This window comes from Mangrovimonas sp. ST2L15, assembly GCF_001280515.1.
In the GTDB taxonomy this organism is placed as follows: domain Bacteria; phylum Bacteroidota; class Bacteroidia; order Flavobacteriales; family Flavobacteriaceae; genus Mangrovimonas; species Mangrovimonas futianensis.
The window spans coordinates 799,794-823,119 of record NZ_LBIQ01000030.1 but is presented as its reverse complement, the minus strand read 5'-3'; the positions used below and the strand labels follow the sequence as shown (position 1 = coordinate 823,119).

The 23,326-nt window shown below is 38.2% G+C and carries 31 protein-coding genes and 1 riboswitch; of the genes, 15 read left to right on the top strand and 16 right to left on the bottom strand.

Features of this window, described 5'->3' with window-relative positions:
* Positions 1 to 34 precede the first annotated feature (34 nt).
* The 10 genes from ZA07_RS07500 to ZA07_RS07455 all read left to right on the top strand — a co-directional run bounded on the left by ZA07_RS07500 (position 35) and on the right by ZA07_RS07455 (position 6,260).
* Positions 35 to 913 (top strand): ABC transporter permease, encoded by an 879-nt coding sequence (locus ZA07_RS07500; RefSeq protein ID WP_053971091.1) that lies wholly within the window; start codon positions 35 to 37, stop codon positions 911 to 913.
* An 8-nt stretch (positions 914 to 921) separates the two neighbouring features.
* Entirely contained in the window at positions 922 to 1,269 is a 348-nt protein-coding gene (locus ZA07_RS07495; protein ID WP_053971090.1) for a hypothetical protein, read from the top strand.
* 2 nt (positions 1,270 to 1,271) lie between these two features.
* Positions 1,272 to 1,526 carry a DUF3098 domain-containing protein gene (locus tag ZA07_RS07490; protein ID WP_053971089.1) on the top strand — a complete coding sequence of 85 codons (255 nt, stop codon included), beginning with the start codon at positions 1,272 to 1,274 and terminating at the stop codon, positions 1,524 to 1,526.
* 40 nt (positions 1,527 to 1,566) lie between these two features.
* Complete coding sequence (locus ZA07_RS07485) at positions 1,567 to 2,361, top strand: undecaprenyl-diphosphate phosphatase (protein WP_053971088.1); 795 nt, start codon at positions 1,567 to 1,569, stop codon at positions 2,359 to 2,361.
* Complete coding sequence (gene truB, locus ZA07_RS07480) at positions 2,361 to 3,047, top strand: tRNA pseudouridine(55) synthase TruB (RefSeq protein WP_053971087.1); 687 nt, start codon at positions 2,361 to 2,363, stop codon at positions 3,045 to 3,047. Before ZA07_RS07485 ends, truB begins: the two co-directional genes overlap by 1 nt.
* Before the next feature lie 65 nt (positions 3,048 to 3,112).
* Positions 3,113 to 3,847, top strand: coding sequence for an energy transducer TonB (locus ZA07_RS07475; RefSeq protein WP_053971086.1), 735 nt, complete (start codon positions 3,113 to 3,115; stop codon positions 3,845 to 3,847).
* Between the two features lie 42 nt (positions 3,848 to 3,889).
* Positions 3,890 to 4,453, top strand: a complete 564-nt coding sequence (locus ZA07_RS07470; protein ID WP_053971085.1) for a DNA-3-methyladenine glycosylase I — start codon at positions 3,890 to 3,892, stop codon at positions 4,451 to 4,453.
* On the top strand, positions 4,419 to 5,234 hold the full coding sequence (locus tag ZA07_RS07465; protein ID WP_197276712.1) for a threonine/serine exporter ThrE family protein: 816 nt from the start codon (positions 4,419 to 4,421) through the stop codon (positions 5,232 to 5,234). Before ZA07_RS07470 ends, ZA07_RS07465 begins: the two co-directional genes overlap by 35 nt.
* Before the next feature lie 3 nt (positions 5,235 to 5,237).
* On the top strand, positions 5,238 to 5,747 hold the full coding sequence (locus ZA07_RS07460) for a threonine/serine exporter family protein (RefSeq protein WP_053971083.1): 510 nt from the start codon (positions 5,238 to 5,240) through the stop codon (positions 5,745 to 5,747).
* A gap of 66 nt (positions 5,748 to 5,813) precedes the next feature.
* Positions 5,814 to 6,260 carry a hypothetical protein gene (locus ZA07_RS07455; RefSeq protein WP_053971082.1) on the top strand — a complete coding sequence of 149 codons (447 nt, stop codon included), beginning with the start codon at positions 5,814 to 5,816 and terminating at the stop codon, positions 6,258 to 6,260.
* 109 nt (positions 6,261 to 6,369) lie between these two features.
* Here ZA07_RS07455 and aat read toward each other — a convergent pair whose 3' ends face one another.
* From aat to ZA07_RS07435, 4 genes are read right to left on the bottom strand one after another with little or no spacing between them, the layout of a single operon-like run.
* On the bottom strand, positions 6,370 to 6,993 hold the full coding sequence (aat, locus tag ZA07_RS07450; RefSeq protein ID WP_053971081.1) for a leucyl/phenylalanyl-tRNA--protein transferase: 624 nt from the start codon (positions 6,991 to 6,993) through the stop codon (positions 6,370 to 6,372).
* Between the two features lie 8 nt (positions 6,994 to 7,001).
* On the bottom strand, positions 7,002 to 8,378 hold the full coding sequence (locus tag ZA07_RS07445) for a short-chain fatty acid transporter (RefSeq protein WP_053971080.1): 1,377 nt from the start codon (positions 8,376 to 8,378) through the stop codon (positions 7,002 to 7,004).
* Between the two features lie 55 nt (positions 8,379 to 8,433).
* Positions 8,434 to 8,811: a DUF3127 domain-containing protein gene (locus ZA07_RS07440; RefSeq protein WP_053971079.1), complete on the bottom strand. Its 378-nt coding sequence runs from the start codon at positions 8,809 to 8,811 to the stop codon at positions 8,434 to 8,436.
* A 20-nt stretch (positions 8,812 to 8,831) separates the two neighbouring features.
* Positions 8,832 to 9,701, bottom strand: a complete 870-nt coding sequence (locus ZA07_RS07435; RefSeq protein WP_053971078.1) for a flavin reductase family protein — start codon at positions 9,699 to 9,701, stop codon at positions 8,832 to 8,834.
* Positions 9,702 to 9,820: 119 nt separating this feature from the next.
* On the opposite strand from ZA07_RS07435, the gene ZA07_RS07430 reads away from it, so the two are divergent.
* Together ZA07_RS07430 and ZA07_RS15875 are read left to right on the top strand one after the other, a co-directional pair.
* Positions 9,821 to 11,023 carry a PAS domain-containing sensor histidine kinase gene (locus ZA07_RS07430; RefSeq protein WP_053971077.1) on the top strand — a complete coding sequence of 401 codons (1,203 nt, stop codon included), beginning with the start codon at positions 9,821 to 9,823 and terminating at the stop codon, positions 11,021 to 11,023.
* A 2-nt stretch (positions 11,024 to 11,025) separates the two neighbouring features.
* Entirely contained in the window at positions 11,026 to 11,373 is a 348-nt protein-coding gene (locus ZA07_RS15875; RefSeq protein WP_082316538.1) for a hypothetical protein, read from the top strand.
* Here the strand turns inward: ZA07_RS15875 and ZA07_RS07425 are convergent.
* Both ZA07_RS07425 and greA read right to left on the bottom strand, forming a co-directional pair.
* Positions 11,348 to 11,737, bottom strand: coding sequence for an HIT family protein (locus ZA07_RS07425; RefSeq protein WP_053971076.1), 390 nt, complete (start codon positions 11,735 to 11,737; stop codon positions 11,348 to 11,350). The two genes, ZA07_RS15875 and ZA07_RS07425, sit on opposite strands and share 26 nt — an antisense overlap.
* Before the next feature lie 85 nt (positions 11,738 to 11,822).
* Positions 11,823 to 12,296 (bottom strand): transcription elongation factor GreA, encoded by a 474-nt coding sequence (gene greA, locus ZA07_RS07420; RefSeq protein WP_053971075.1) that lies wholly within the window; start codon positions 12,294 to 12,296, stop codon positions 11,823 to 11,825.
* A gap of 183 nt (positions 12,297 to 12,479) precedes the next feature.
* Between greA and ZA07_RS07415 the strand changes: the two genes are divergently transcribed.
* The gene (locus ZA07_RS07415) at positions 12,480 to 12,926 is read left to right on the top strand and encodes a hypothetical protein (protein ID WP_053971074.1); all 447 of its coding nucleotides are present in this window, start codon (positions 12,480 to 12,482) and stop codon (positions 12,924 to 12,926) included.
* On the opposite strand, the gene ZA07_RS07410 is transcribed toward ZA07_RS07415, so the two are convergent.
* From ZA07_RS07410 to ZA07_RS07365, 10 genes are all read right to left on the bottom strand, one after another.
* Positions 12,923 to 13,270 carry a hypothetical protein gene (locus tag ZA07_RS07410; protein ID WP_053971073.1) on the bottom strand — a complete coding sequence of 116 codons (348 nt, stop codon included), beginning with the start codon at positions 13,268 to 13,270 and terminating at the stop codon, positions 12,923 to 12,925. The genes ZA07_RS07415 and ZA07_RS07410 overlap by 4 nt on opposite strands.
* A gap of 30 nt (positions 13,271 to 13,300) precedes the next feature.
* Positions 13,301 to 13,906 (bottom strand): hypothetical protein, encoded by a 606-nt coding sequence (locus tag ZA07_RS07405; protein WP_053971072.1) that lies wholly within the window; start codon positions 13,904 to 13,906, stop codon positions 13,301 to 13,303.
* Positions 13,907 to 14,115: 209 nt separating this feature from the next.
* The gene (locus tag ZA07_RS07400; protein WP_053971071.1) at positions 14,116 to 16,320 is read right to left on the bottom strand and encodes a TonB-dependent receptor; all 2,205 of its coding nucleotides are present in this window, start codon (positions 16,318 to 16,320) and stop codon (positions 14,116 to 14,118) included.
* A 129-nt stretch (positions 16,321 to 16,449) separates the two neighbouring features.
* Positions 16,450 to 16,541, bottom strand: a riboswitch (TPP riboswitch).
* Between the two features lie 79 nt (positions 16,542 to 16,620).
* Positions 16,621 to 17,025: an alternative ribosome rescue aminoacyl-tRNA hydrolase ArfB gene (gene arfB / locus ZA07_RS07395; RefSeq protein WP_053971070.1), complete on the bottom strand. Its 405-nt coding sequence runs from the start codon at positions 17,023 to 17,025 to the stop codon at positions 16,621 to 16,623.
* Positions 17,025 to 18,584 carry a DUF4301 family protein gene (locus tag ZA07_RS07390; RefSeq protein ID WP_053971069.1) on the bottom strand — a complete coding sequence of 520 codons (1,560 nt, stop codon included), beginning with the start codon at positions 18,582 to 18,584 and terminating at the stop codon, positions 17,025 to 17,027. Before ZA07_RS07390 ends, arfB begins: the two co-directional genes overlap by 1 nt.
* Positions 18,574 to 19,146, bottom strand: coding sequence for an AAA family ATPase (locus ZA07_RS07385; protein ID WP_053971068.1), 573 nt, complete (start codon positions 19,144 to 19,146; stop codon positions 18,574 to 18,576). Before ZA07_RS07385 ends, ZA07_RS07390 begins: the two co-directional genes overlap by 11 nt.
* Positions 19,107 to 19,739, bottom strand: coding sequence for a nicotinamide riboside transporter PnuC (gene pnuC, locus ZA07_RS07380; RefSeq protein ID WP_053971067.1), 633 nt, complete (start codon positions 19,737 to 19,739; stop codon positions 19,107 to 19,109). The genes ZA07_RS07385 and pnuC overlap by 40 nt, the downstream gene beginning before the upstream one ends.
* Positions 19,723 to 19,983, bottom strand: a complete 261-nt coding sequence (locus ZA07_RS07375; RefSeq protein WP_053971066.1) for a thiamine-binding protein — start codon at positions 19,981 to 19,983, stop codon at positions 19,723 to 19,725. Before ZA07_RS07375 ends, pnuC begins: the two co-directional genes overlap by 17 nt.
* The gene (locus ZA07_RS07370; RefSeq protein WP_053971065.1) at positions 19,980 to 20,729 is read right to left on the bottom strand and encodes a geranylgeranylglyceryl/heptaprenylglyceryl phosphate synthase; all 750 of its coding nucleotides are present in this window, start codon (positions 20,727 to 20,729) and stop codon (positions 19,980 to 19,982) included. The genes ZA07_RS07375 and ZA07_RS07370 overlap by 4 nt, the downstream gene beginning before the upstream one ends.
* Positions 20,729 to 21,355 (bottom strand): 4'-phosphopantetheinyl transferase superfamily protein, encoded by a 627-nt coding sequence (locus tag ZA07_RS07365; RefSeq protein ID WP_053971064.1) that lies wholly within the window; start codon positions 21,353 to 21,355, stop codon positions 20,729 to 20,731. The genes ZA07_RS07370 and ZA07_RS07365 overlap by 1 nt, the downstream gene beginning before the upstream one ends.
* A gap of 63 nt (positions 21,356 to 21,418) precedes the next feature.
* Here ZA07_RS07365 and ahcY point away from each other — a divergent pair, with 63 nt between their 5' ends.
* Positions 21,419 to 22,735: an adenosylhomocysteinase gene (gene ahcY / locus ZA07_RS07360; protein ID WP_053971063.1), complete on the top strand. Its 1,317-nt coding sequence runs from the start codon at positions 21,419 to 21,421 to the stop codon at positions 22,733 to 22,735.
* A 117-nt stretch (positions 22,736 to 22,852) separates the two neighbouring features.
* Positions 22,853 to 23,320: a very short patch repair endonuclease gene (locus tag ZA07_RS07355; protein WP_053971062.1), complete on the top strand. Its 468-nt coding sequence runs from the start codon at positions 22,853 to 22,855 to the stop codon at positions 23,318 to 23,320.
* Positions 23,321 to 23,326: the final 6 nt, after the last annotated feature.

Genomic DNA, 23,326 nt, shown 5'->3' with positions numbered 1-23,326 from the left:
TTTATATTTTTACAGAGTAAACCCTACATATTCTATGAGTTCATCGTTTGAAAGGTATCAAAAACGCCGATTGATTTCTTCTTATTTTTCTGTAGTACTAAGCATCGCCCTTGTGTTGTTTCTATTGGGTCTTTTGGGCCTTTTAGTTTTGAATGCCAAAAAAGTTTCAGACCATTTTAAAGAACAAGTGGTTTTGACCATCTACTTGAAAGACACAGCCAAAGAGGTTGAAGTGAAGCAAATGGAGAAAAGTCTTGCCATGGCAGATTATGTAAAATCCACAGAATATGTTTCCAAAGAGCAGGCTGCCGAATCTATGAAAGCCGAAAACGGGGAAGATTTTATGGAATTCCTTGGTTTTAATCCGCTATTAAACTCGATTGATGTACACATCAAAGCCGATTATGTGACCGAAGAACAACTGAAACTCATAGCCGATGAAACCACTTCAAAAAGCTTTGTAGATGAAGTGCGTTATGACAATGATCTGGTTACCCTTATGAACAACAACGTCAAGAAAATAAGCTTTTGGATTTTAGTAATCAGCGGTCTGTTTACCGTGATTGCCGTGTTATTGATTAACAGCTCCATCAGACTTTCTGTATATTCCAAACGGTTTACTATCAAAACCATGCAAATGGTGGGAGCCACCAAAAAATTCATTAGACGCCCGTTTGTTTGGAAGAGTGTCCGTTTAGGTATTATTGGAGCCGTTGTTGCACTCATTGGAATGGCTGTTGTGTTATATTACATTGACAAAACATTCCCCGAATTGGAATTTTTAAAAAACCAAATACTGATTGCTTCGTTATTTTTAGGTGTTTTTGCCATGGGAATTGTAATCACCTGGATCAGTACCTTTATTGCCACACAACGATTCTTGAATTTAAAAACAGATCAGTTGTATTACTAATTTGAGTCATGAAAAAAATATTCTACATCTTTCTTTTATTGTTTGCGGTGTTTATTTTTTTCATTGCCAAATCAAACATCATCTCAGATCCAAAACCAGAGGAATGTGCCAGTCAAACGGTACAGATTGTTGAAATTTATGAAGGTTCCTCACATGATATTGTCTTAAAGGATGGCAGCGGGGATTTATACTACATTAACCGGGGTTTGGAAAGAGGCCTAAATTTAGATAGCCTTAACAAGCAAATTTTAAATAAATCCGTTACTTTGCAACTGCCAAAGCTGTTTTGGGGCACTTCTGAACATATTGCCCAAATACAACTAGGAGACCAGATTATTTTTACCGAATTCAATTGATTATGGGAGAGAAAAAACGTAGAGAAGAAGCCAAAGGGCAATTCCTTTTTGGGAAAAAGAACTACAAATTCATGCTTATTGGTTTAGCCTTTATTGCCGTTGGTTTTATTTTGATGTCTGGTGGCGGAAGCGACGATCCCAATGTCTTCAATCCTGATATTTTTAGTTTTAGACGCATTCGATTGGCCCCTACTCTTGTATTGATTGGGTTTGCCATTGAAGTTTATGCCATCTTGGTCAATCCAGACAAAAACTAACTGGCTCCTCATTACTTAAACTGCAACCATACCAATTTTCATGGATATCATTGATTCAATCATTTTAGGTATTATACAAGGACTTACCGAGTTTTTACCTGTATCTTCCAGCGGCCATTTGGAACTGGGAAAAGCCATTCTAGGGGATAATTCCGTACCTAAGGAAAGTCTGTTGTTTACCGTTGTATTACACTTTGCAACAGCATTGAGCACCTTGGTCATTTTCAGAAAAGACATTTACAACATTATCAAAGGAATTTTAAAATTCCAATGGAATGACGATTTACAATTTGCAGTGAAAATTGGTATTTCCATGATTCCGGCGGTCATCATAGGCTTGTTATTTGAAGAAGAATTGGAAAGTCTGTTCAGTGGAAACATTCTGTTGGTAGGCTTGATGCTATTGGTTACAGCAGCCCTTTTATTCTTGGCAGATCGTGCCAAAGACACCCAAAAACCAGTAAGTTTTGCCAATGCCTTTGTGATTGGAATATCACAAGCTATTGCTATGTTGCCCGGTATTTCCAGATCGGGAGCAACCATTTCTACATCTGTATTGCTAGGAAATGACAAAACCAAAGCCGCTAGATTTTCTTTCTTAATGGTGGTCCCATTAATCTTGGGGAAAATTGCTAAAGACATTTTAGGGGGCGAATTAACTTATGAAGCTACCAACTTTATGCCTTTGACCATAGGTTTTATTGCTGCCTTTGTATCAGGGTTATTTGCTTGCACCTGGATGATTTCTTTGGTAAGAAAAAGCAAACTCACCTATTTTGCAGTCTATTGTGCCATCGTTGGTTTAATTGCCATCATTTATTCATTCACGAGCTAATGATAACGGGAGAAGATTTTAAAAACGGACAGGTGCTGCTCATTGACAAGCCTTTAGATTGGACTTCCTTTCAAGTGGTGAATAAGCTTCGTTGGGCAATTAGAAAAAAACACAACCTTAAAAAAATAAAAGTCGGTCACGCAGGAACACTAGATCCTTTGGCTACTGGGCTATTGGTCATCTGCACAGGAAAAAAAACCAAGGAAATACAAACCTTCCAAGGTCAGGAAAAAGAATACACCGGAACCATCGTATTGGGAAGCACGACACCTTCTTATGATTTGGAAACCGAAATTGATCAAACCTTTCCTACCGAGCATATTTCCGAAACCTTGATTCACGAAACCACCAAACAGTTTATTGGTGACATCCAGCAATTTCCACCTGTATTTTCTGCCATTAAAAAGGAAGGAAAGCGCCTTTACGAATTTGCCAGAGAAGGTAAAGAAGTAGAAATTCAATCCAGAACCATTAACATATCAGAATTTGAAATCACCCAAATAAATGGGTTGCAAGTAGATTTTAGGGTGGTTTGCAGCAAAGGAACTTACATCCGCTCTTTGGCCCATGATTTTGGAAAAGCTTTGAATTCTGGAGGACATCTTTCGGCTCTCAGACGTACTAGAATTGGCGATTTCTCCATTGAGAATAGCCAGTCCATTGATAGCTTTTTGGACAACTTATGAACTAAAAACGTGAATTTTACGTATATTTCGTGAAAACTAACGGCATCCAACCCAAATTGTGACGTTTGAATTTATCTGACAAACATAAGGCCATTCTCATAACAGCACTCATTTCTGGTACTGTTTTGCTCACCGTTTTCAATATGCATTTAAAAAGGCAAAAAGAGGTGCTTGCAGAAAGCTACTACGAAATGGAGCCTCAAGAAATGCTTGAAGAGCTTAAAAAACTGGAAGAATTGGAAGCCGAGGCAGAAGACAATGCCGCCAATAGCACCAATAAGGCCATAAACGAAACCAGCACTTACAAACGTTTCGCTCAAGCATACCAACCCATTGAGCCACCCCAAGACTACGAATTAAAAAACACCGAAACCACAGAAGTATCAGAAGAGCCAATGGAAGATTCTAGTGCTGATAGCGATGCGGGTATCGATGAGGAAACCATGAGTTCTTTCAATGAGGTTAATGCGCTATTAAAAAAACAACGCAGCAGTGCGGCTCCGGGAGAACAATCGGTTAACAAAAATACAACCATCAGATACTCCCTTAAGGACCGAACTCATGAACACCTTCCCATTCCCATTTACCTCTGTGAAGATGGCGGAAAAGTAGTCATTAATATCACAGTTAACGAACAGGGCATGGTCACCAAGGCTAACGTGAACGGATCCACAACTTCCTCAAACGAGTGTTTGGAAGAAAGCGCTTTGGAATATGCCAAAAAGGCCAGATTTAATCCCGATCGGGCTAAAAAAACCCAATTAGGAACCATCACATTTTTATTTAAATCCAAACATTAGCTTCCGTTTCTTTCTTATCTTAGTGTCTTAATTTGGCACAAAATGGCGAAACATAAATGTGGCTGGTGTGTAGGCGACGACCTCTATGAAGCTTACCATGATCAAGAATGGGGCGTTCCTGTTTATGACGACGAAACCCTTTTTGAATTCCTTGTTTTAGAAACCTTTCAAGCAGGTTTAAGTTGGATTACCATCCTAAGAAAACGCGACAACTTTAGAAAAGCCTTTGATGATTTTGACTATCATAAAATAGCACACTATTCAGAAGAAAAAATATTGGATCTCCTTCAAGATGCGGGCATCATTAGAAACAAACTGAAAGTACGCGCCACTGTGACCAATGCCCAGGCATTCATGAAAGTCCAGGAAGAATTCGGGTCGTTTTCCAAATATATTTGGGGATTTGTAGATGGCAAACCCATTAAAAACAAATTGGATCATTTCAAGTCAGCACCTGCTACCACCCCACTCAGCGATGCCATAAGTAAAGATTTAAAGAAACGCGGTTTTAAGTTTGTTGGCTCTACCGTTATTTATGCCCACATGCAGGCTACAGGTATGGTCAATGACCATGAAGTGGATTGTTTTAGGTATCAAGAAGTTTAGTATGCAACAGGCTACCAACAATAACGACCATTTAAACGATCTGGGCGACCTCCTACTCGAGGTGGGAACCTTATTGATGAGTGCTGGGGCCAACACCAACAGGATTAGGGTGACCATGAAACGTATTGCCCAAAGCTATCACAACCAAGCCGAATTTCTCATTACCCATAGGGCCATTATGTTGACTATTTATGACGAAAAAGGCAAAACCTTTTTCAATCAAGTAAAGCAAACATATGCCCAAGTCCCCGATTTCACCATGGTAAGCGGCATCAGTCGTTTAAGCTGGCACATAGTTGAAGAACAATTACCCATGGCCGAAGTTAGGAAAGAGATCGAACGTTTAAAATCCAAACCCAAATATCCAAGATGGGTGGTTTTAACAGCTGTGGCATTCGCCTGTAGTTCCTTTTGTAGGTTAGCGGGAGGCGATCCCCTTGAAATGGGAGCCGTCTTTTTTGCAGCCATTACAGGCCTTTTCCTTAGACAGGAATTGACAAAAAAAAGTTTTAACCCCTATTTCTCCGTATTTTTAGCGGCGTTCCTGTCCACAATAATCTCTGGAAGTCTTGGCTATTTTGGGCTTTACGAGCACGATAACATCACCTTAGTAACTTCAATTTTATATTTGATTCCTGGGATTCCATTAATCAATTCTATTTCGGATTTCTTAGATGGCTATTCCCTAAACGGATTGGTAAGAGCTGTAAACGGGTTTGTTATTTCCTTTGCCATTGCATCAGGATTATTGATAGCCTTATTAATCTATAATTTTGTATAACGGATGGACTGGATGCACTTTATAGAAAGTTGGTTTTGGTTTGGTTTTGCTGCCTTGGGGTTTGCCATCTTGTTTAACGTTCCCAAAAGAACCCTAACCGCTATTTTTATGATGGGGGGTTTTGGAGGCCTTGTCAAACTGTTATTCTTAGAATGGAATAACGGTGTTATTTTAGGCACTTTAATCGCCTCTATTTTTGTTGGCTTTGTAAGTATCGCTGCTGCCCATTCCAAGCATTCTCCGCCTTTTGTTTTTGCCATTCCGGCCGTCATTCCCATGGTTCCCGGTTCTTTTGCCTACTATACCATGAAAGGGATTATCAAACTGGCTTACAACCAAACTCCTGAAGATTTTTTACCGTTGCTAAACGAGACTGTGACCAATGGCTTCAAGACCATGTTCATTCTATTGGCCATTGCTGTAGGGGTGTTTGCCCCTATGTTATTGACCGCAAGGGAATCAGCCAAACAAATAAAAATTCCTTTGTTTAGCCATGACAAAAATCAAGGCTAAGGAAGCTTTTTTAACATTCATTTTTTTCGTACCTTAGAGATACTTCACAAACTAATTTAGTTAAAAATGAGAACACTAATCTCCAGTCTGCTATTGGGTTTATTAGTCATTTTTTCGTGCAATAACGATGACGATAGCAGCTCAAACAACACCCAAAATGAAATTGAAAATAATGTCACCACTAGCACTTGGAGGATTACTAAGTTTATTGACTCGGGAGACAATGAAACTGCCAATTTCTCTGGTTACAATTTCAACTTTATGAGCAATGGTACTGTGAGTGCCACTAATGGTAGCAACACCTACGAAGGCACTTGGAGCATCACAGACAGTAATAGCAATGATGATAGTCCAGATGATTTACACTTCAATTTAAACTTCAACGTGACCAATAACTTTGAAGATTTAAATGACGACTGGGATTTTATTTCGCAAACGACTACAAAAATCGAATTGATTGATGTTAGTGGTGGTAATGGTGGTACGGATTATTTGACTTTTGAGAAGAATTAAGACTTAACCCACTTAATGACCTGTCGAAATCTGCTTTCCAATATCGCGGATTTGCAATCCGTGATTCTACCACAAACACCTGCCCCACAACTTTCCTTTATATTTAAATCTAAAAATAACTCAAAAACACGTCCCGATCCATATCCTCGGCACCCAAACTGGCCAAATGCTGGGTGTACACTTGGCAATCAATAAGCCGATAATTGGTCTCCTGAACAAACTGGATAAAACCCACCTTACTGGCATTACTGACTTTAGAAAACATGCTCTCCCCACAAAACACGCCGTGACCCAAATCCACACCATAAAGACCTCCTACCAATTCGTCATTTTCCCATACCTCGACCGATTTGGCATACCCCCATCGATGAAGACTCACATAGGACCGAATCATTTCCTTAGTGATCCAAGTACTATCTTGACCTTTCCGATGGATTTGAGCACAATTCTCAATCACCGCTCGAAAATCCATATTGTAGGTAACCCGAAATCGATTACTCCTCAAAACCTGCTTCATACTTTTTGAAACCTTCAGCTTGTCTGGAAATAGCACAAACCGTGGATCGGGACACCACCAAAGAATCGTTTGCCCCTCTTCAAACCAAGGAAAAATTCCCTTTCCATATGCTTCTAAAAGTCGGTTTACTGAGAGATCGCCACCTACCGCTACTATGCCCTCCATAGCCACTTGTGAGATTTCAGGAAACGGTACATTAGGTTCTAAAAACAACATAACTTATCTTAAAAAATGAGCAATCCCATTAGAAAAACAACCATCCCTACTAACATCATGATTAAGGTATAAGGTAAAATTTCCTTAGCCTTAAGCTTGGTTATTCCTAATAAAGGCAACGCCCAAAACGGTTGTAACATATTGGTGATTTGATCGCCATAAGCCAAGGCCATAATCGCCTTTGGAAGCGAAACACCTAGCTTTAAAGCCGATTCAATAACAATAGGTCCCTGAATGGCCCATTGTCCGCCTCCACTGGGAACAAAGATATTGACCAAACCGGCGCTAAAAAAAGTAACAATAGGAAGAGTTGTAGCATTGGCTATGGACACAAAAAAATCAGAAACCATGACTACCATACCCGTTTCCTTCATAATTCCCATAATTCCAAAATACAAAGGAAACTGTATCAATATTCCAGAAGTATCCTTGATAGCTTCTTCTAGAGCAGCAAGAAAATTATGGAAATTACCGTGCATCAAAATAGCCAATCCCAACATGAAAAAATTCAACATATTGGGTGTGATTTGCAAGGTCATAAAAGCATCCCAATATTGATATAAAAGAGCTCCTAAAATAATGAGTCCGAAAACCCAAGCCATTATTTTTGAAATTTCAAGCCGTTCTGCTCCCTCCACTTTTTGATTTTCTTTTGTATGAAACTTGTAAACTTCTAAAGACGGTACTTTCATAGAAGTAGACTTAGATACTTTGACAAGAACCCACGGAATCAATATCAATAAAACACCAATGAGTATCAAGTTCCACCAACTGAAAACCGTTTCATTAAAATTGATACTATTAGGCAATTTGGCAAGAACCTCCTCGGAGGCTATTTGAGACATCAAAGAATTCAAGTGTCCCGTCTCAGCTACTTTTATGGGTGCCGAACCACTTATCCCTCCATGCCACACCATTAGACCCACATAGCCACAAGCACCAATTAACGGATAATTGATAGGGGTTTGATTTTCTGCTGCCTGTTCTCCTACCTTTCGAGCCAAAATGGCTCCAAAAATAAGTCCGAGACCCCAATTAAAAAAGGCCACCAACATGGTACTGACACTTACCAAAACGATAGCTTTGGTCATGGTATTAGCATATTGGGTCAACTTTAGAATAAGCTGGTTCATTGGTTTACTAAGAACCAACACATGCCCAAGAACCAAAATAAGCATCATTTGATAGGCAAAAACCAAAAGGGCATTATTCCAGATACCATTCTCCCAAAAAGAAAGCACTTGAAGAAACGACTTCCCATCAGCATCCCCCGGTGAAAAAATAAAACCGAGAGCTATAGTCAGCAAAGTAAGCAAAACAGCGATGGTAAAAGGTGAAGGCAAAAACCTCTTAAAAGCAGTCTCTATGGTTTGGGTAATATTCATAAAAAAGCCCGTTAATTAACTTAACAGGCTCAATTTAATCTTTTAATCTCTTTTATTAAAATGGTAAATCGTCGTGATCTTCATCATTTAAATCATTGGCTGGTTCAAAAGCCTCAGCTGGTGGCATAGGTGGCATATTTCCATTTGAAGCATCCGCTTGTAGCGCTTCAATTCTCCACCCTTGAATCGAGTTAAAATATTTAGTCTCTCCTTGTGGATTCACCCATTCTCTTCCTCTTAAATTGATGCTAACTTTCACCTGTTGTCCTACTTGAAATGTATTCAACAAATCCGTTTTATCTTGAACAAACTCAATCATGATGTGCTGCGGATATTGCTCTTCTGTAGTTACAACTACCTCACGCTTTCTAAAACCATTACTTCCAAACGATTGCGTGTCTCCAATCAATTTAATTCTTCCTTGTACTTCCATTTTCTAATTCAATTTACTAATTACGATAATAATATTTTCCAGGCGCTTTCTACATCGCCATAACTTAAATAATTTTGTGCCAACTTATGTTTCTCCCTGTTGGTAGCGGTCTTCAAATTAGGGTGTTTCTCTGATAGTTGAGACACAAAGGTCTTCACCTCATCTTGCGATGGTAAGGTTTCTACATTGCCTAACATTCCCAAATCGTTGCCCGTTAACACCATGCTATTCCTAATGGCTTCAGGCATGCTATCCACTCCTATGCCCAAGGTAGTCAAAGGTTTTGGAATTTCAAAAAAGCCACTCTTGGCCCTACTGTAATAAATGCCACCGGCACGAGAAACCAAATCTAATTTTTCCTGAACAATCATGCCATGATCATCCAGAACATCGCCGTCTAAATGCAGCTTTATCACCTCACAGATAATTAAATTTCCAGCACCACCTTCAGTCCCCAATTTGATAATATCATTGACCTTGCACTCAAATTGCACAGGCGATTCTGCGACTCTATAAGGTTTCACCAAATCAGATGGAACCATGGTCAATCCGGCCTTGTCAAATTCATTGACTCCATCAGGATATTCGGTACTACTCAATGACATTTGGTGTACCAAATCATAGTTCACCACATTGATAACCACCTCTCTCGTTGCTTCAGCATTCTCCAAAGTGTGCTTAGTGGTATTATCCCTAACTCTTCGAGCCGGCGAAAATACCAAAATTGGCGGATTCGAGCTAAACACATTAAAGAAACTAAACGGGGACAAGTTTGGATTTCCGTTTTCATCCACGGTACTTGCAAAAGCTATAGGCCGAGGCGCAACAGCACTCTGTAAATAAGCCTGCAATTTGGCTGTAGGCAATTCCTGAGGTTCGTATGAGGTCATTAAGTTTCCAATTTGTACAAATGTAACCAATTAGCATTTCAACAAAAAATGATTTGAAGTAGGACTTGTACAATATTATTAACAGAATTACATTATATTTCAAGAACAAAATAAGTCGCATGCTTTTTTCAAAATACCCCAATGTCATGAGATGGGTCATGGTGTTCCTCTCTTTTGTCATTATATCCCTCATTTTGTGGAATACCTATGTATTTTTTCAAAACTTCAAGGAAGAAGAGCGCACCAAAATGGAAAACTGGTCCTTTGCCCAAAAGGAGTATTTGAGGATTTTAGACAACCTTTCCATAGATAACGACTTCAACCCAAAGGATCTAGACCTTATCTTGAAAATACTAGGAAGCAATACCACCACACCCATGATTGTGGCCGACCAAGATTTGAATGTGGTAACTTTCAGTAACATTGGAGAAAGCAAAGTGACCGACTCCACCTTTGTAAGCAAGAAAGACTCGTTGTTTGTTATGGACAATGCCAAACAACTCATTGAGCAATTCAGCAATGAAAACAAACCCATTGCCATTATCAATGAAAACCAAACACTCTACTACGGAAATTCACCCTTACTCAATAAACTCAAATATTACCCACTTGCCCTTATTTTGATTATCGTGCTGTTTAGCGCTGTGGTTTATTTCTTTTATAGAAGCTCCAAGATAGCCACCCAGAACAAACTCTGGTCTGGTATGGCCAAGGAAACAGCACATCAAATAGGAACGCCTTTGTCATCATTGATTGGTTGGACCGAAATATTAAAATCTGAAAACACCAACCCAGAGTACATCGTTGAAATTGAGAAAGATATAAGCAGGCTGCAAACCATTACCGAACGCTTCAGCAAAATAGGCTCTGTGCCCACCTTGCAAAAAGCCGATATTGTGCAGGAGACTATTGAGTCTTATGACTATCTCAAGGCACGTTCCTCTAATCTGGTGGAATTTGAACTTGAGACACCTCAAGAAGAAATTTTTGTGCTTTTAAACCAGCAACTTTATAGTTGGACCATAGAAAACTTAGTCAAAAATGCCATTGACGCCATGAAGGGTAAGGGAAAACTATCGGTGCGTATTACCCATTTGGAAGACGAAGTAAAAATTCAAGTAAAAGATACCGGAAAAGGTCTCCATAAAAACCAATTTAAAAGTATATTTGAACCTGGTTTCACCACCAAAAAAAGAGGCTGGGGACTAGGCCTGTCTCTGGCAAAGCGCATTATTGAAGACTTTCACAGTGGCAAGATTAAAGTTTTACATTCTGAAATAGGAAAAGGAACCACCATGCAAATCATCTTAAAAACCATCTAAATATGGACGTTAAGTACATTACGATTAAGGAAGCTGCCCTGAACAACAATTGTCCGGAATGCTTCAACAATCAAGGGCTCAACTTGACTTTCAAACAGAAGTTTGTGGAGAATAAATTCTATAAGTCTTTAACCGAAGAGACCATCCAAGAAATTGAATGCCGTGTGTGCAACACCATGATTTACCCCATAAGATGGACAGAAGATATTGAACGTGTTTTTAAGTACCACCAAAAGGCTTTTATCCCAAAAACCAAGTCCTTGAAATTAAAGAAACTGTCTTGGGTTCTAATAATTTCCTCAATCATATTACTGGCGCTCCTTATTACAGCTGCGCTCTTATGGCTTTAGCAACAACTTCAAAGTCCTCAGGCGTGTGAGCCGACTTTGTAATAAACCGGGCATCATCCATAGAAGTCAAAGGAATGAGATGCACATGAACATGCGGCACTTCCAACCCAATTACAGTCATACCCACCCGTTTACATGGCACAGCCTTTTCTATGGCCAAAGCCACGGTTCTTGAAAAAGCCATTAAGCCCAAATAGGTTTCCTTATCCAAGTCAAAGAGTTTATCCACTTCCTTTTTAGGAATACATAGGGTATGTCCCTTGGCATTGGGATTAATATCCAGAAACGCCAAAAAGTCATCGGTTTCTGCAATTTTGTAACATGGGATTTCTCCGTTGATAATTTTAGTAAAAATGGATGCCATGGGTATGTGTTTTGAGTACTAAAGATAAAAAGAAAATTCCTGCCTAAAGTCATCTAAGCAGGAATCTTTATAGGTTGTAAAAATCTTATCGGCTGATTTCTAAGATGTCAAATTTCATGATCCCATTAGGCACCTGTATCTCGGCTACATCACCAACAGATTTACCAAGCAAGCCTTTTCCAATAGGGGAATTCACAGAAATTTTTCCAGTTTTTAAATCGGCTTCACTTTCTGCTACTAACGTATAGGTCATTTCCATACCATTGGTCTGGTTTTTTAATTTCACCTTAGACAACACCAATACTTTAGAAGTATCCAATTGTGATTCGTCAATCAGTCTCGCATTGGCCAGCGTCTCTTCCATTTTGGATATTTTCATTTCCAAAAGCCCTTGCGCTTCCTTGGCGGCATCATATTCGGCATTCTCACTTAAGTCTCCCTTATCTCTTGCGTCTGCAATAGCTTGGGAGGCCTTTGGACGTTCTATATCTTTTAATTGGTTTAACTCGTCTCGTAACTTTTTTAATCCTTCTGCCGTGTAATAAGATACTTTACTCATAACTTCATCGTTTTTAAATTATAATTAGCGCTTGTTTGTGTACAAAAAGCCCGTCCAAAAAATTCCTGAAGACGGGACATAAACGCAAAAAATCCCGTTCTCACGAGATTGTCCTACAAATATACAAAATATTTATGTCTCTGTGCTTTTTGTTGTAAATTGTACCTAAAAATTGAAGAAAAAATGAAATCCTTTAAACTCCTCATAATCTTGGCGGTTACCGTGCTGTTTTCATGTAATAAGGATGATGATGACAACAACAGAAACCCTTATTTACCCAACGTGTCTTTTGACACTGGAAATATGATCAACACCAATTTACCCCAGTATAGTGATTTGAATTTTACTGGCAACCACAAGGTGGTTCCTGGAGAAGGTGTGGGTATAAGAGGTATTGTTGTATATAATACGGGTAGTGGCTATACCGCTTTTGAAATTGCAGATCCCAATCATACCCTTCAAACTTGCTCTACACTTACTGTAGATGGCATTATTGCCACTTGCAACTGTGATGATGGCAACTCCTATGACATTGTTACGGGCAGCCCTCAAGAAGGTACCAACGGCCCCTATGCGCTTTTAAATTACCGGGTACAAGTTTCTGGTAGCATCATTAGGGTATATAACTAATTGCACTTATCATAAACCTTAATTCTTAAATAGGTTTTAGGAAACCGAACGGGCTTCATTTTTACTTCATCTTCGCGTGAGATTGACATAGCACCCTCATCAAAACGAAACTTGGGACGCTCCCTCAGGAATAATACGTCGTTAGACGTAGCAGTCTCAAAATTGGCTTGTGATGACAACACAAAACCGTCAAGTATGATTTGCTTTTTGGATGGAGAAGAACTGAACAATCCCAATGAGCTATCTTTTACCTCTAAGCTTAATAGGGAATAGCCTGAGATATCAGTTTGGGCATTTAAACCGAAACAAGATAGAATAAAAAGAATACTTAAATGATTTCCCATAATTCACAACCATAAAAACCTAAGATAGCATTATTCTATTGAAGCTTCCTCTTCTGGCCAAAAATTCAACATGTCTAGGTTCAAATAGTAGATTTGAATGTTTTTATTTGAATCTTTTAATTGTTGATTTGAGGTCTTTAAAATTTTCCTGTTTTTTTTACTCCCCATGAATTTAGCCCAAAGAACTATAGCTATATTTTGATTCTCAGGAAAACGAACTGAATCTCCATGCTGATCAATTATAAAACCCTCTATTTGCGATATGCTTTTTTCATTAAATTGAAGCTCCTGATCTTCTAAAATCATATCGTAATAGTTCGCATCTGAATCATCCTCTTTTTTCTTAACCAAACACATTTGGGTTTCTTCTACGTACCCTCCATTTTTATTAAACAGATAGGTGTCTGGCAGTCGGAATAATGAATCCCTAAATATGGCTAAATCTTGATAGGCAGTGTAAGCAGACAAATAAAAGTTATGGGCTAAATCAACGGGTAAGGATTCCTCTTGGATGTATTTTTTAAGAGAATGGATACTTTCCACTTGTGGTTTCTTTATACCAGTAACAGTTCTTAAAACCGGTTGGCAACTCAAAAAAACTAAAACCATTACCAGAATACTAAATTTTCTTATCATAACATTTAAATATATTCCTTACTAATCCAGCCTTCGAAATAAATGCAAGACTTGAAACTTTCTAAATTGGGCCAACCTATGGAAATTAAAACCCAACAAAAAATGTAATAATTTTTAAATCTATTTTATTGAATTAAAAAAGCCAAGGAAATCCTTGGCTTTTTTTAAGACTAATAGATTCTGAAACAAGTTCAGAATGACAATTCCCTTTAAAAATTCAGTGTCACTCCCACTAAAAAGTTAGCCGTAGCTTGTGGGTAATATCCCGTGCCTTCAATGGTTGTAATTTGATTGGGGTCACTCCAAGTATCATCATAGGTATAGTAGTATCCGTTGGAGATGTATTTGGTATTGAAAATGTTATTGGCTAAACCAGTAATCACAATACTATCAAATACCGTTTTGGTTTTAATTTCATACGAAATATTAAAATCGTTTACAAAATAGCTATCCAACTTTGATCTTTCAGCATCTGTATTTCCCATATATTGCTCACCTACATATTTACTCAACAAGGTCATTTGTAGATTCTTCAAAGGAGTCACAATGATGGCATTTCCAGCAATCAACTCTGGCGAAAACGAAATGTTTGTTTTTCCTAAGTTCACCAATTCGCCATCCAAAGATGTGACAAACTCCTTATTTTTATTGGTGCTTAACGTCATATTTGGCTGCACTGTCAATACATCATTGATTCTTACCGCAGCTTCCACCTCAAGTCCCAAACGGTAGCTCTCACCACTGTTGTCACGTAAAGGGCTACCCACATCATCCAACTCACCCGTAAGCACCAGTTGTTCATTGTACATCATGTAATAGCCATTAACATTTAACCTGAAATTTTTATTGTTATGTCTCCAACCCAATTCAAAGTCGTTTAAGCGCTCTGGTTGCACGTCTGGGTTTCCTTTAAAATCATCTCTATTAGGTTCTCTATTGGCTCTAGCATAGGAGAAATAGAGGTTATTCATTTGGTTTAGCTCATAGGTCAATCCCAGCTTTGGGTTGAAAAACGTATAGTTTTTATCGACTACAAAAGGCACCAAATCAGATGAAATTCCAGAAGTCTCATAGGCCACATTTCTTACTTGGAAATCGGCAAAAAGACTCCAATGGCTATCAAAGCGCAAGTTAGCCTTGGCAAAACCACTTAAATCCTGTTTCTTACCAACCCCATCATAGTAGCGGTCTCTTATTTCACTTTGGCTCGCGTAACGTGCCCAAATGATTTCTCCAAAATGATCCCCTTCATAATAGCTATAAGATCCTCCAAAGATCACATCCATAAAATCATCTTTATAGTTGGCATTCGCATTGACCACATAAAAGTCGTTATCCAACCATCTGCGACGAATTAAATCAGTGGTATTGATAATTTCGCTACCTAATTCAATCTCTTCCAAACCGTAATCTGAAAAATCTTCATCTTCTTTATATTGCTCAAAAAACCCCCTTCCGTAGGTATAATTTAGCCCCACATTGGTTGACCAACGGTTGTTATACTTTTGATTCCAATGCAGTTGGTAATGGTCTTGGCTGTAGTTATCTACTTCATTGTCATAAAACTGCATGTTGCCATCCTCATCAAAATACATCCCTGCCGTGTTAAAAGTTCTATCGTTTTCCAGCTTGTCTAAATCTTCTAGACCATTCCAGCTTTGATAGGTTACTTCCTTACCACCAAACATAACCGCCTTGATTAAGGTTTGGTCACTTACATAGGAGCCTTGAACAAAATAGGATTTTAAGTCGGACGTTGCTCGGTCGATATATCCATCTGACTTGATCTGTGAAAGACGTCCTGCAATTTCGAAGTGGTCATTCATAAGTCCGGTACTGTACTTTACAGTATGCTTTCTGGTATTGTAACTTCCAAAGGAATTGGAAATTTGTCCGCTAGACTCTTTTGAAACGGCATCAGTAAGCACGTTGATACTCGCCCCAAAAGCCCCTGAACCATTTGTGGAGGTACCAACCCCACGTTGTAGTTGCAAACTTTCTACTGAAGAAGCAAAATCTCCCAAATTCACCCAGAAGGTTCCTAATGATTCTGCATCATTGTAAGGAATCCCGTTAATAGTTACATTAGTAGATTGGGAACTCACCCCACGAACACGAATTCCCGTATACCCCACACCTGCACCAGCATCTGAAGTGGTCACTACCGAAGGTAAAAAGTTTAACAGGACTGGAATGTCTTGACCTAAATTTCGCTTTTCCAATTCTTCACCCGTGACATTGGAATGGGTAATAGGAGATGTAGCATTGACCCTTACGGCCTTTACCAACACCTCATCCAGGCTTTCCAGTTTGGTTGAATCTTGGGTTGTTTCTGATGGATTCTCCTGTGACCACCCTGTTGTGGTAGTTATTAATAGCCCTAGGAGAACACTTGATTTGAATAAAATTTTCATTCGATAAAATAAATTTTAGCGAATAAAAAGAGGCAATTATTCTTTGTTGTTAAATGATTTATTTTGAGCGTTAAAAGCAGTAAAAAAGCAAAGCTTTTTTGATACTCACTAAAAACATCTACTAGATGTTTTCTTAACGTTCGTAGTCCCTAAACAGCATTACCTGTTCTAGGTTCATTGGGTATGATCTCAGCCGATATTAGGCACCCCTTTATGAGAACGGCGCAAAATTAATGAAGAATTAACAATTAACAAGGAAAAAACAGAAAAGATCCCCCAAATTTGAAATATGAACCACCTTTATATTTCAGGTGGCTTTCTATTGGCCTTTTTATCAGATTGTTTGCGTTTATTATCTAGCCGTTTTCTTTTAACAGATGCTGGAATTTTAGTAGGTTTTCTTTTTTTAGGCTTCTTGAATGCCTGCTGAATCATTGCCAAAAAGCGTTCAATCACCAACTGTTTATTTTTATGTTGGCTTCTACTTTCATCACATTGAAGAATCAAAACCCCTTCATTACTGATCTTATTCTGAAGTTTTTCAAACAAGCTTTGTTTTTGCTCTTCATTCAAAGCCAAAGAAGCTTCCACATCAAAACGCAATTCTACCTTACTGGATACCTTGTTGACATTCTGTCCACCAGCACCCGAACTCCTCATGGCTGAAAATTGCAATTCTGATATGAGAGCTTCCTCTTGTACCATCACCCCTTAATTTGATGGGTGGTTTTTAATAAATCATTGACCGTTTTCACGGGATTAAAAGTTATTAAAGGAACTTCAACAAAAATAGTATTCCAAAAAGCCATACTACCGTTCCAAAGTCCGGGCAGTTCTAAGGCTTTTAAATCTTTACCTTGTTTGGTTTTTTTAGTGATAAAAGCCGCTTGATGGTCTACATATTGGGTTAAATCAAATTTGTTGCCCTGGTAATCCTTAACGGCACAAACGATATCTACAGGGTTAAAATGAGTGGCATTTTTCAATATGCTTTTTTGCTTCTTATTTTTCAAGTTGATTTGTGCCGATTCCACAATTTGAAGAGAAACGTTCGCAAATTCATCCTTCACCCAAAATGGACCACCTCCCGGTTCACCTTCATTTTTGACCATGCCACAGACTCTCAAAGGTCTATTTAATTTGTCTCTCAAATAGGCTATTTGATATTTGGTTTTATATTTTTCAAATTCTGGAGAGATTCTCACATTTAAGTGCTGTGAAAGAAAAGCCGCCACCTCTTCTATTTCTGATTCAGATAATTGATGGTCATCCATTTGCTTTAAATACTCAAAAGCTTGTTGCTGGACCTCAATAAGAATCCCCGCCAACATCTTTTTATATTTTGCTACATCTTCCTTGTACTTATAAACCACCACATTATCTATGTTTTTCATAAAGATAATATCAGCTTCCAAATCATTGAGGTTCTCAATCAATGCGCCATGACCTGATGGCCTGAACAGCAAAGAACCGTCTTCATTTCTAAACGGTTTGTCCTTTGGCGTAACGGCTATAGTATCAGTAGATTGCTTTTGATAGGAAAAGGAAATATCAAATTTAGATCCTGTCTTTCCTTCAACTTTTTCTTCAATACGGTCAAATTCCTTTTTAAACTTATCCTGATGGTTTTCAGATATCGTAAAATGGATTTGAGTGGCACTATTGGAAGGAGCATAAAGTGCCGTTTCAAATAAATGCTCTTCAAAGGCCGTTGAAATTACCTGATTTTTATATTCATGAAATGGTAACAACCCTTTTGGACAATCACCATAATTTAACATCTTGGGATCCAACATAGCCTTGACAAACAGATAGGATCGCTCATTGATGTTTTTGCTTTCCAAGTCTGGATATGCCTTTTTGAGTTCCTCCATAACTTCATAATAGAATGGAAACTTTTCTAAACCGATAAAGAATAAATTCAAGTCCTTAGTGTCATGATTGTTGACATAAGAATTAAGACTTTCTTTCTCGGGATTGTATTCATCCAAGAACTGGAAAAGGAATTTAAACATTCTGGTCGCGGCTCCAGATGCCGGAACAAACTTTACGATGTCCAAACTATTTTTATCCGCCTCAAATTTTTCAATGGCTTTAGCCTCTTCTACTTCTGAAAGTCGCAAAATACCGTTATCTATAGTAGCCGCTTCTACCAAGTTTGAAAACGGAAGTCCGCTTTTAAATAGCTCAATTTGTTCATTGATTTTTTCTTCGGTTAAGCCTTTACTTTTAATTTGTTTAAGGTCTTTATTTTTAAATGCCATACGTTTTTGATAAAAGTTTATCGATTTGTTTTACTGCTTCATTAAATCGGGTAGCTTGATCCCCTTTGAGTAAAACAAAAGGTCTTTTGTGATTGATTAATGCTTGTTGAAATGTTTGAAACATTTCTTCTCTTTCATTGGGTTTATCTCTAATATTATCAGCAACCCAAGGAAGGTCAATATAGGTTAAAAAATACAAATCATAGGTGTTTTCTAGAGCGAATTTCTGCACGGGGTCTGGACAAAACCCAGAATAATACCACTCGCTATACACCTTCGTCTCTAACAAATCGGTATCACAAATAAGGAGTCTTTCTACTTGTTTAGATAATTTATTTTCCTCCTTCATTTGCCCAAATGCTATAGGAAGGACATCTTTTTCAGATAGTGTTTCTCCCAATTGCCACTTTTCCTCAGCATAAATACGCGAATATTCTTGAACCCATTTAGTTTGATAATGGCTTGCCAATCCTTCAGCCAACGTACTTTTACCTGTTGATTCGGGACCAAACAGGACTACTTTTATGATATTTCGGGATTGCTGTTTAAGCTTTTCTTCCATGCCTTATAACCGTAAATGGCGATGATGGTAAACAATAGATACTGAAATGATGTAAAGATAAGGCCTTTATAAAAATATAAGGGCACCGATATCACATCACCTATAATCCAATAGGTCCAGTTTTCTAGCTTCTTCTTAGCCATAAGCCACATGCCCACAAAGAATATTGCAGTTGTGAGTGTATCCACATAGGCCGTCCAGTGGTTAAATTTATCATTGACGGCGTAAACCACAATTATAAAAATGATGGTAAGAATAAATATAATGACACTCCAGAGCTGCTCCTTTTTGGTGGTTTTGGTGACAGGCACTTCTTGATTGTTCCCATCCTTTCGAGTCCAGTAATACCATCCATAAATACTAATGGAAAAGTAATAGGCATTGATAAGCATATCTCCCAGTAATCCAAAAACCCATAAGATGTAAACAAAGAGCGCTGTACTTATGATCCCGGTAGGATAAACCAAAATATTCTCCTTTTTGGAATACCACACACTTAAAAAACCAAAGACAACCCCAATAAGTTCTAAAACAACTAAATGAGTATCTACGCCTTCATATTGCGCAAAAAACCAATCAAAAATGTGGTTCATAGTCGTAGCGGTCTGACTTAACAATTTTCATATATAACAAGCCACGTTCTATAAGTTCAAAAGCTTCTTTGATTTCAACAGTCAAAACTCGCATTACTGTATCATAATCGCCGTAAACTTGTGTGCTCAAAGGATTTTCCAAAACCTTAAACTCTGATTCCCTTAATTTCTTAATAAAATGAATGATAGATGGCTCATAATTATCCTGAATAGGCGTCAAGGTTAATTCTACTGATATTTTCATGATATATGTTTTAATTTGGATTCTAATTTTAGTTCTTCAAAAAAGGATTCATCTTCCTCAAACGCGGTACCGATAACAATCATATCGGCTCCAGCACCATAGGCAAGTTCCATTTGTTGCATGTTTCTTATTCCGCCACCAACAATTAATGGAATTTTAAGTTCCATTCGTACTGCTTCAATCACATCATTGGCTACAGGTTGTTGTGCACCACTTCCGGCTTCCAAATAAATCAATTGCTTGCCCATCAACTCTCCCGCTTTGGCTGTATTTGCAATCAACTCCACTTCAGTCTTACTGATTGGTTTGGTGCCTGTGACTCTTTCTACAGCCGTTTCTTTCCCATTTTCAATTAAAATATAGCCGGTAGGTATAACTTCCAATTGGGTCTCTTTCAAAATGGGAATAGCTTGCACATGTTTTTCTATCAAATAATCTGGGTTTCTTCCCGAGATTAAACTCAAGAATAATAAAGCATCTGCTTCAGAAGTAATTTGGTTCACATCCCCTGGAAAAATCACTATGGGTAAATTGGTATGCTTTTTTATTTGGACTACCAACTTTTCAGTTTGGTCTGCTTCTACGGTACTTCCACCTACAAAAACATACTGAATTATGGAAGCATTCACCTTTTTCAGAAACTCAGGAACGGTTTCCAACTTTACCTTATCAGGATCCATTAAAACTGCAAGTAGTTTTTCTCCCTTATCAATGGATTGCTTTATGTGAGAATAGACCGATTTCATTATGGAATGGCATAAGCAAAGGTAAATCCCTCAAATTCTAAAAATCCTGACTGATATGATGATTTTGAACCTTGATAATCTATCCAAGCTTTAGTACCCGCTTCTTCCATTGTAAATGGAATCACCAGAGTATGCTGCAAAAAGCTCAGACCCGGGGTTGCGAATAATTTATAAAGCGATTCCTTGATGCACCAAATAACCGTAAGCTTATTGATGTATTCTGGGTCTTCTTCTTTTAAATATAGAAATTCATAGTCCAAAAACTTTTGGGCAATCACTCCTATTTTTTCTCGTTGCTTTTCAATATCGATTCCAATCACATCATCACTTACTGCAACAGCTGAGAAGGTAAAAGAATGGGTAATAGAAATATGCTTCCCATCCGTTAAATGAGGCTTGCCATTATCATCATAATACAAGTCTTCATCAGTATAGCCAAATTCCGCCAGCAAGTGTCTTACGCTTAAAAAACCACGTTGATGCAGTTCACTTTTCATTCCCAAAACCCGTGTTTCACAAACTGGTCTCAAAATCACATCCTGCTTCAAATAGTCGTATGACTCAGTGATTTTCCAAATTTTAATGGTGGTATTGGGGTTGGGATTAAGTGTTTTATACAGTGGCATTTAAAATTCTAAAACTTATTATTTATCTTTGCGGTCTAAAATTTTGAATGTAAATATACAACTATGAGCACAAAAACAATTCCTTACGTACCATATAAAGTGAAAGATATTTCATTGGCAGATTGGGGAAGAAAAGAAATAGAATTGGCTGAGGCTGAAATGCCTGGATTAATGAGTTTGAGAGAAGAGTATGGTGCACAACAACCTTTAAAAGGCGCTAGAATTGCTGGATGTTTGCATATGACCATTCAAACAGCTGTACTTATTGAAACATTGGTAGCCCTTGGTGCTGAAGTAACTTGGAGCTCTTGTAACATATTCTCTACACAAGATCATGCCGCTGCTGCCATTGCTGCTGCTGGAATTCCTGTTTACGCCTGGAAAGGTATGAACGAAGAAGAATTTGACTGGTGTATTGAACAAACTTTATTCTTTGGAGAAGACAGACAACCTCTAAATATGATTTTGGATGACGGTGGAGATTTAACCAATATGGTTTTAGACCAATATCCTGAATTGGCAGCTGGAATCAAGGGACTTTCAGAAGAAACTACTACTGGAGTTCACCGTTTGTATGAGCGTATGGAAAATGGCACATTACCTATGCCAGCCATTAACGTAAACGACTCTGTAACCAAATCGAAGTTTGATAACAAATATGGATGTAGAGAAAGTGCTGTGGATGCTATTCGTCGTGCTACTGATGTCATGTTAGCCGGAAAACGTGTTGTGGTTTGTGGATATGGTGATGTAGGTAAAGGAACTGCAGCTTCTTTTAGAGGAGCTGGAAGTATTGTTACCGTGACTGAAATCGATCCAATTTGCGCCTTACAAGCAGCTATGGATGGTTATGAAGTAAAACGTTTGGAGTCTGTAGTTGGGAAAGCGGATGTTGTAATCACGACCACAGGAAACAAAGACATTGTTCGTGGTGAGCATTTTGAAGCCATGAAAGACAAAACCATCGTTTGTAATATTGGGCATTTTGATAATGAAATTGATGTAGCTTGGTTAAAAACCAATCATGGTAGCACTAAAGTTGAGATCAAACCTCAAGTAGATAAATACACGGTTAATGGAAACGATATTATCCTATTGGCAGAAGGTCGTTTGGTAAACCTTGGTTGTGCTACAGGTCACCCAAGTTTTGTAATGAGTAACTCATTCACTAACCAAACCTTAGCACAGATAGAACTTTGGAACTACAGTGACAAATATGCTAATGAAGTTTATATGCTTCCTAAGCATTTGGATGAAAAAGTAGCCAAACTGCACTTGGAAAAAATTGGCGTTGAGTTGACTGAATTGAAAGCAGACCAAGCCAAATATATTGGTGTTAAAGTTGAAGGTCCATACAAGCCAGAATACTACAGATATTAATAAGACTGCTAGCGCTTCTAGAACATATAGATCGCTTCGCTTTTAGATATTAAGATGAACCCTTGCAGTGATGTAAGGGTTTTCTTTTAGCTCAAAAAATGCTTAAATTACCAACACATGGCATATCAAGAAGTCAAAATAAAAGTTCCTCGATTTAATGAAGAATCTGGGTTCTATACCACTACAAAACGCTCCAAGATGATGAGCAAAATTCGTGGCAAGAACACCAAACCAGAAATGCTATTTCGAAAAGCGCTATGGAAAAAAGGCATTCGATTTCGCTTAAACAACAAGCTCCCTGGCAATCCAGACATCTCCATTAAAAAATACAAACTTGCCATTTTCATTGATGGCGAATTTTGGCATGGGTATGATTGGGACGAAAGAAAACAAACTATCAAGACCAATAGGGAGTTTTGGATTCCAAAAATAGAGCGAAACATGCAACGGGACCGTGAAGTGAATCGGGCGCTTGCTGAAAAAGGGTTTACCGTTTTCCGGTTTTGGAGCCACGAGATCAAACATGAATTGAAAACATGCCTCAATGATGTTTTGATTTACATTGAAACCGGCCGAATCTGGTAAAAAAAA

Coding starts and splice junctions, on each gene's coding strand:
- ZA07_RS07500 (WP_053971091.1), top strand. CDS start 35: ATGAGTTCATCGTTTGAAAGGTATCAAAAACGCCGATTGATTTCTTCT.
- ZA07_RS07495 (WP_053971090.1), top strand. CDS start 922: ATGAAAAAAATATTCTACATCTTTCTTTTATTGTTTGCGGTGTTTATT.
- ZA07_RS07490 (WP_053971089.1), top strand. CDS start 1,272: ATGGGAGAGAAAAAACGTAGAGAAGAAGCCAAAGGGCAATTCCTTTTT.
- ZA07_RS07485 (WP_053971088.1), top strand. CDS start 1,567: ATGGATATCATTGATTCAATCATTTTAGGTATTATACAAGGACTTACC.
- truB (WP_053971087.1), top strand. CDS start 2,361: ATGATAACGGGAGAAGATTTTAAAAACGGACAGGTGCTGCTCATTGAC.
- ZA07_RS07470 (WP_053971085.1), top strand. CDS start 3,890: ATGGCGAAACATAAATGTGGCTGGTGTGTAGGCGACGACCTCTATGAA.
- ZA07_RS07465 (WP_197276712.1), top strand. CDS start 4,419: ATGAAGTGGATTGTTTTAGGTATCAAGAAGTTTAGTATGCAACAGGCT.
- ZA07_RS07460 (WP_053971083.1), top strand. CDS start 5,238: ATGGACTGGATGCACTTTATAGAAAGTTGGTTTTGGTTTGGTTTTGCT.
- ZA07_RS07455 (WP_053971082.1), top strand. CDS start 5,814: ATGAGAACACTAATCTCCAGTCTGCTATTGGGTTTATTAGTCATTTTT.
- aat (WP_053971081.1), bottom strand. CDS start 6,993: ATGTTGTTTTTAGAACCTAATGTACCGTTTCCTGAAATCTCACAAGTG.
- ZA07_RS07445 (WP_053971080.1), bottom strand. CDS start 8,378: ATGAATATTACCCAAACCATAGAGACTGCTTTTAAGAGGTTTTTGCCT.
- ZA07_RS07440 (WP_053971079.1), bottom strand. CDS start 8,811: ATGGAAGTACAAGGAAGAATTAAATTGATTGGAGACACGCAATCGTTT.
- ZA07_RS07435 (WP_053971078.1), bottom strand. CDS start 9,701: ATGACCTCATACGAACCTCAGGAATTGCCTACAGCCAAATTGCAGGCT.
- ZA07_RS07430 (WP_053971077.1), top strand. CDS start 9,821: ATGCTTTTTTCAAAATACCCCAATGTCATGAGATGGGTCATGGTGTTC.
- ZA07_RS15875 (WP_082316538.1), top strand. CDS start 11,026: ATGGACGTTAAGTACATTACGATTAAGGAAGCTGCCCTGAACAACAAT.
- ZA07_RS07425 (WP_053971076.1), bottom strand. CDS start 11,737: ATGGCATCCATTTTTACTAAAATTATCAACGGAGAAATCCCATGTTAC.
- greA (WP_053971075.1), bottom strand. CDS start 12,296: ATGAGTAAAGTATCTTATTACACGGCAGAAGGATTAAAAAAGTTACGA.
- ZA07_RS07415 (WP_053971074.1), top strand. CDS start 12,480: ATGAAATCCTTTAAACTCCTCATAATCTTGGCGGTTACCGTGCTGTTT.
- ZA07_RS07410 (WP_053971073.1), bottom strand. CDS start 13,270: ATGGGAAATCATTTAAGTATTCTTTTTATTCTATCTTGTTTCGGTTTA.
- ZA07_RS07405 (WP_053971072.1), bottom strand. CDS start 13,906: ATGATAAGAAAATTTAGTATTCTGGTAATGGTTTTAGTTTTTTTGAGT.
- ZA07_RS07400 (WP_053971071.1), bottom strand. CDS start 16,320: ATGAAAATTTTATTCAAATCAAGTGTTCTCCTAGGGCTATTAATAACT.
- arfB (WP_053971070.1), bottom strand. CDS start 17,025: ATGGTACAAGAGGAAGCTCTCATATCAGAATTGCAATTTTCAGCCATG.
- ZA07_RS07390 (WP_053971069.1), bottom strand. CDS start 18,584: ATGGCATTTAAAAATAAAGACCTTAAACAAATTAAAAGTAAAGGCTTA.
- ZA07_RS07385 (WP_053971068.1), bottom strand. CDS start 19,146: ATGGAAGAAAAGCTTAAACAGCAATCCCGAAATATCATAAAAGTAGTC.
- pnuC (WP_053971067.1), bottom strand. CDS start 19,739: ATGAACCACATTTTTGATTGGTTTTTTGCGCAATATGAAGGCGTAGAT.
- ZA07_RS07375 (WP_053971066.1), bottom strand. CDS start 19,983: ATGAAAATATCAGTAGAATTAACCTTGACGCCTATTCAGGATAATTAT.
- ZA07_RS07370 (WP_053971065.1), bottom strand. CDS start 20,729: ATGAAATCGGTCTATTCTCACATAAAGCAATCCATTGATAAGGGAGAA.
- ZA07_RS07365 (WP_053971064.1), bottom strand. CDS start 21,355: ATGCCACTGTATAAAACACTTAATCCCAACCCCAATACCACCATTAAA.
- ahcY (WP_053971063.1), top strand. CDS start 21,419: ATGAGCACAAAAACAATTCCTTACGTACCATATAAAGTGAAAGATATT.
- ZA07_RS07355 (WP_053971062.1), top strand. CDS start 22,853: ATGGCATATCAAGAAGTCAAAATAAAAGTTCCTCGATTTAATGAAGAA.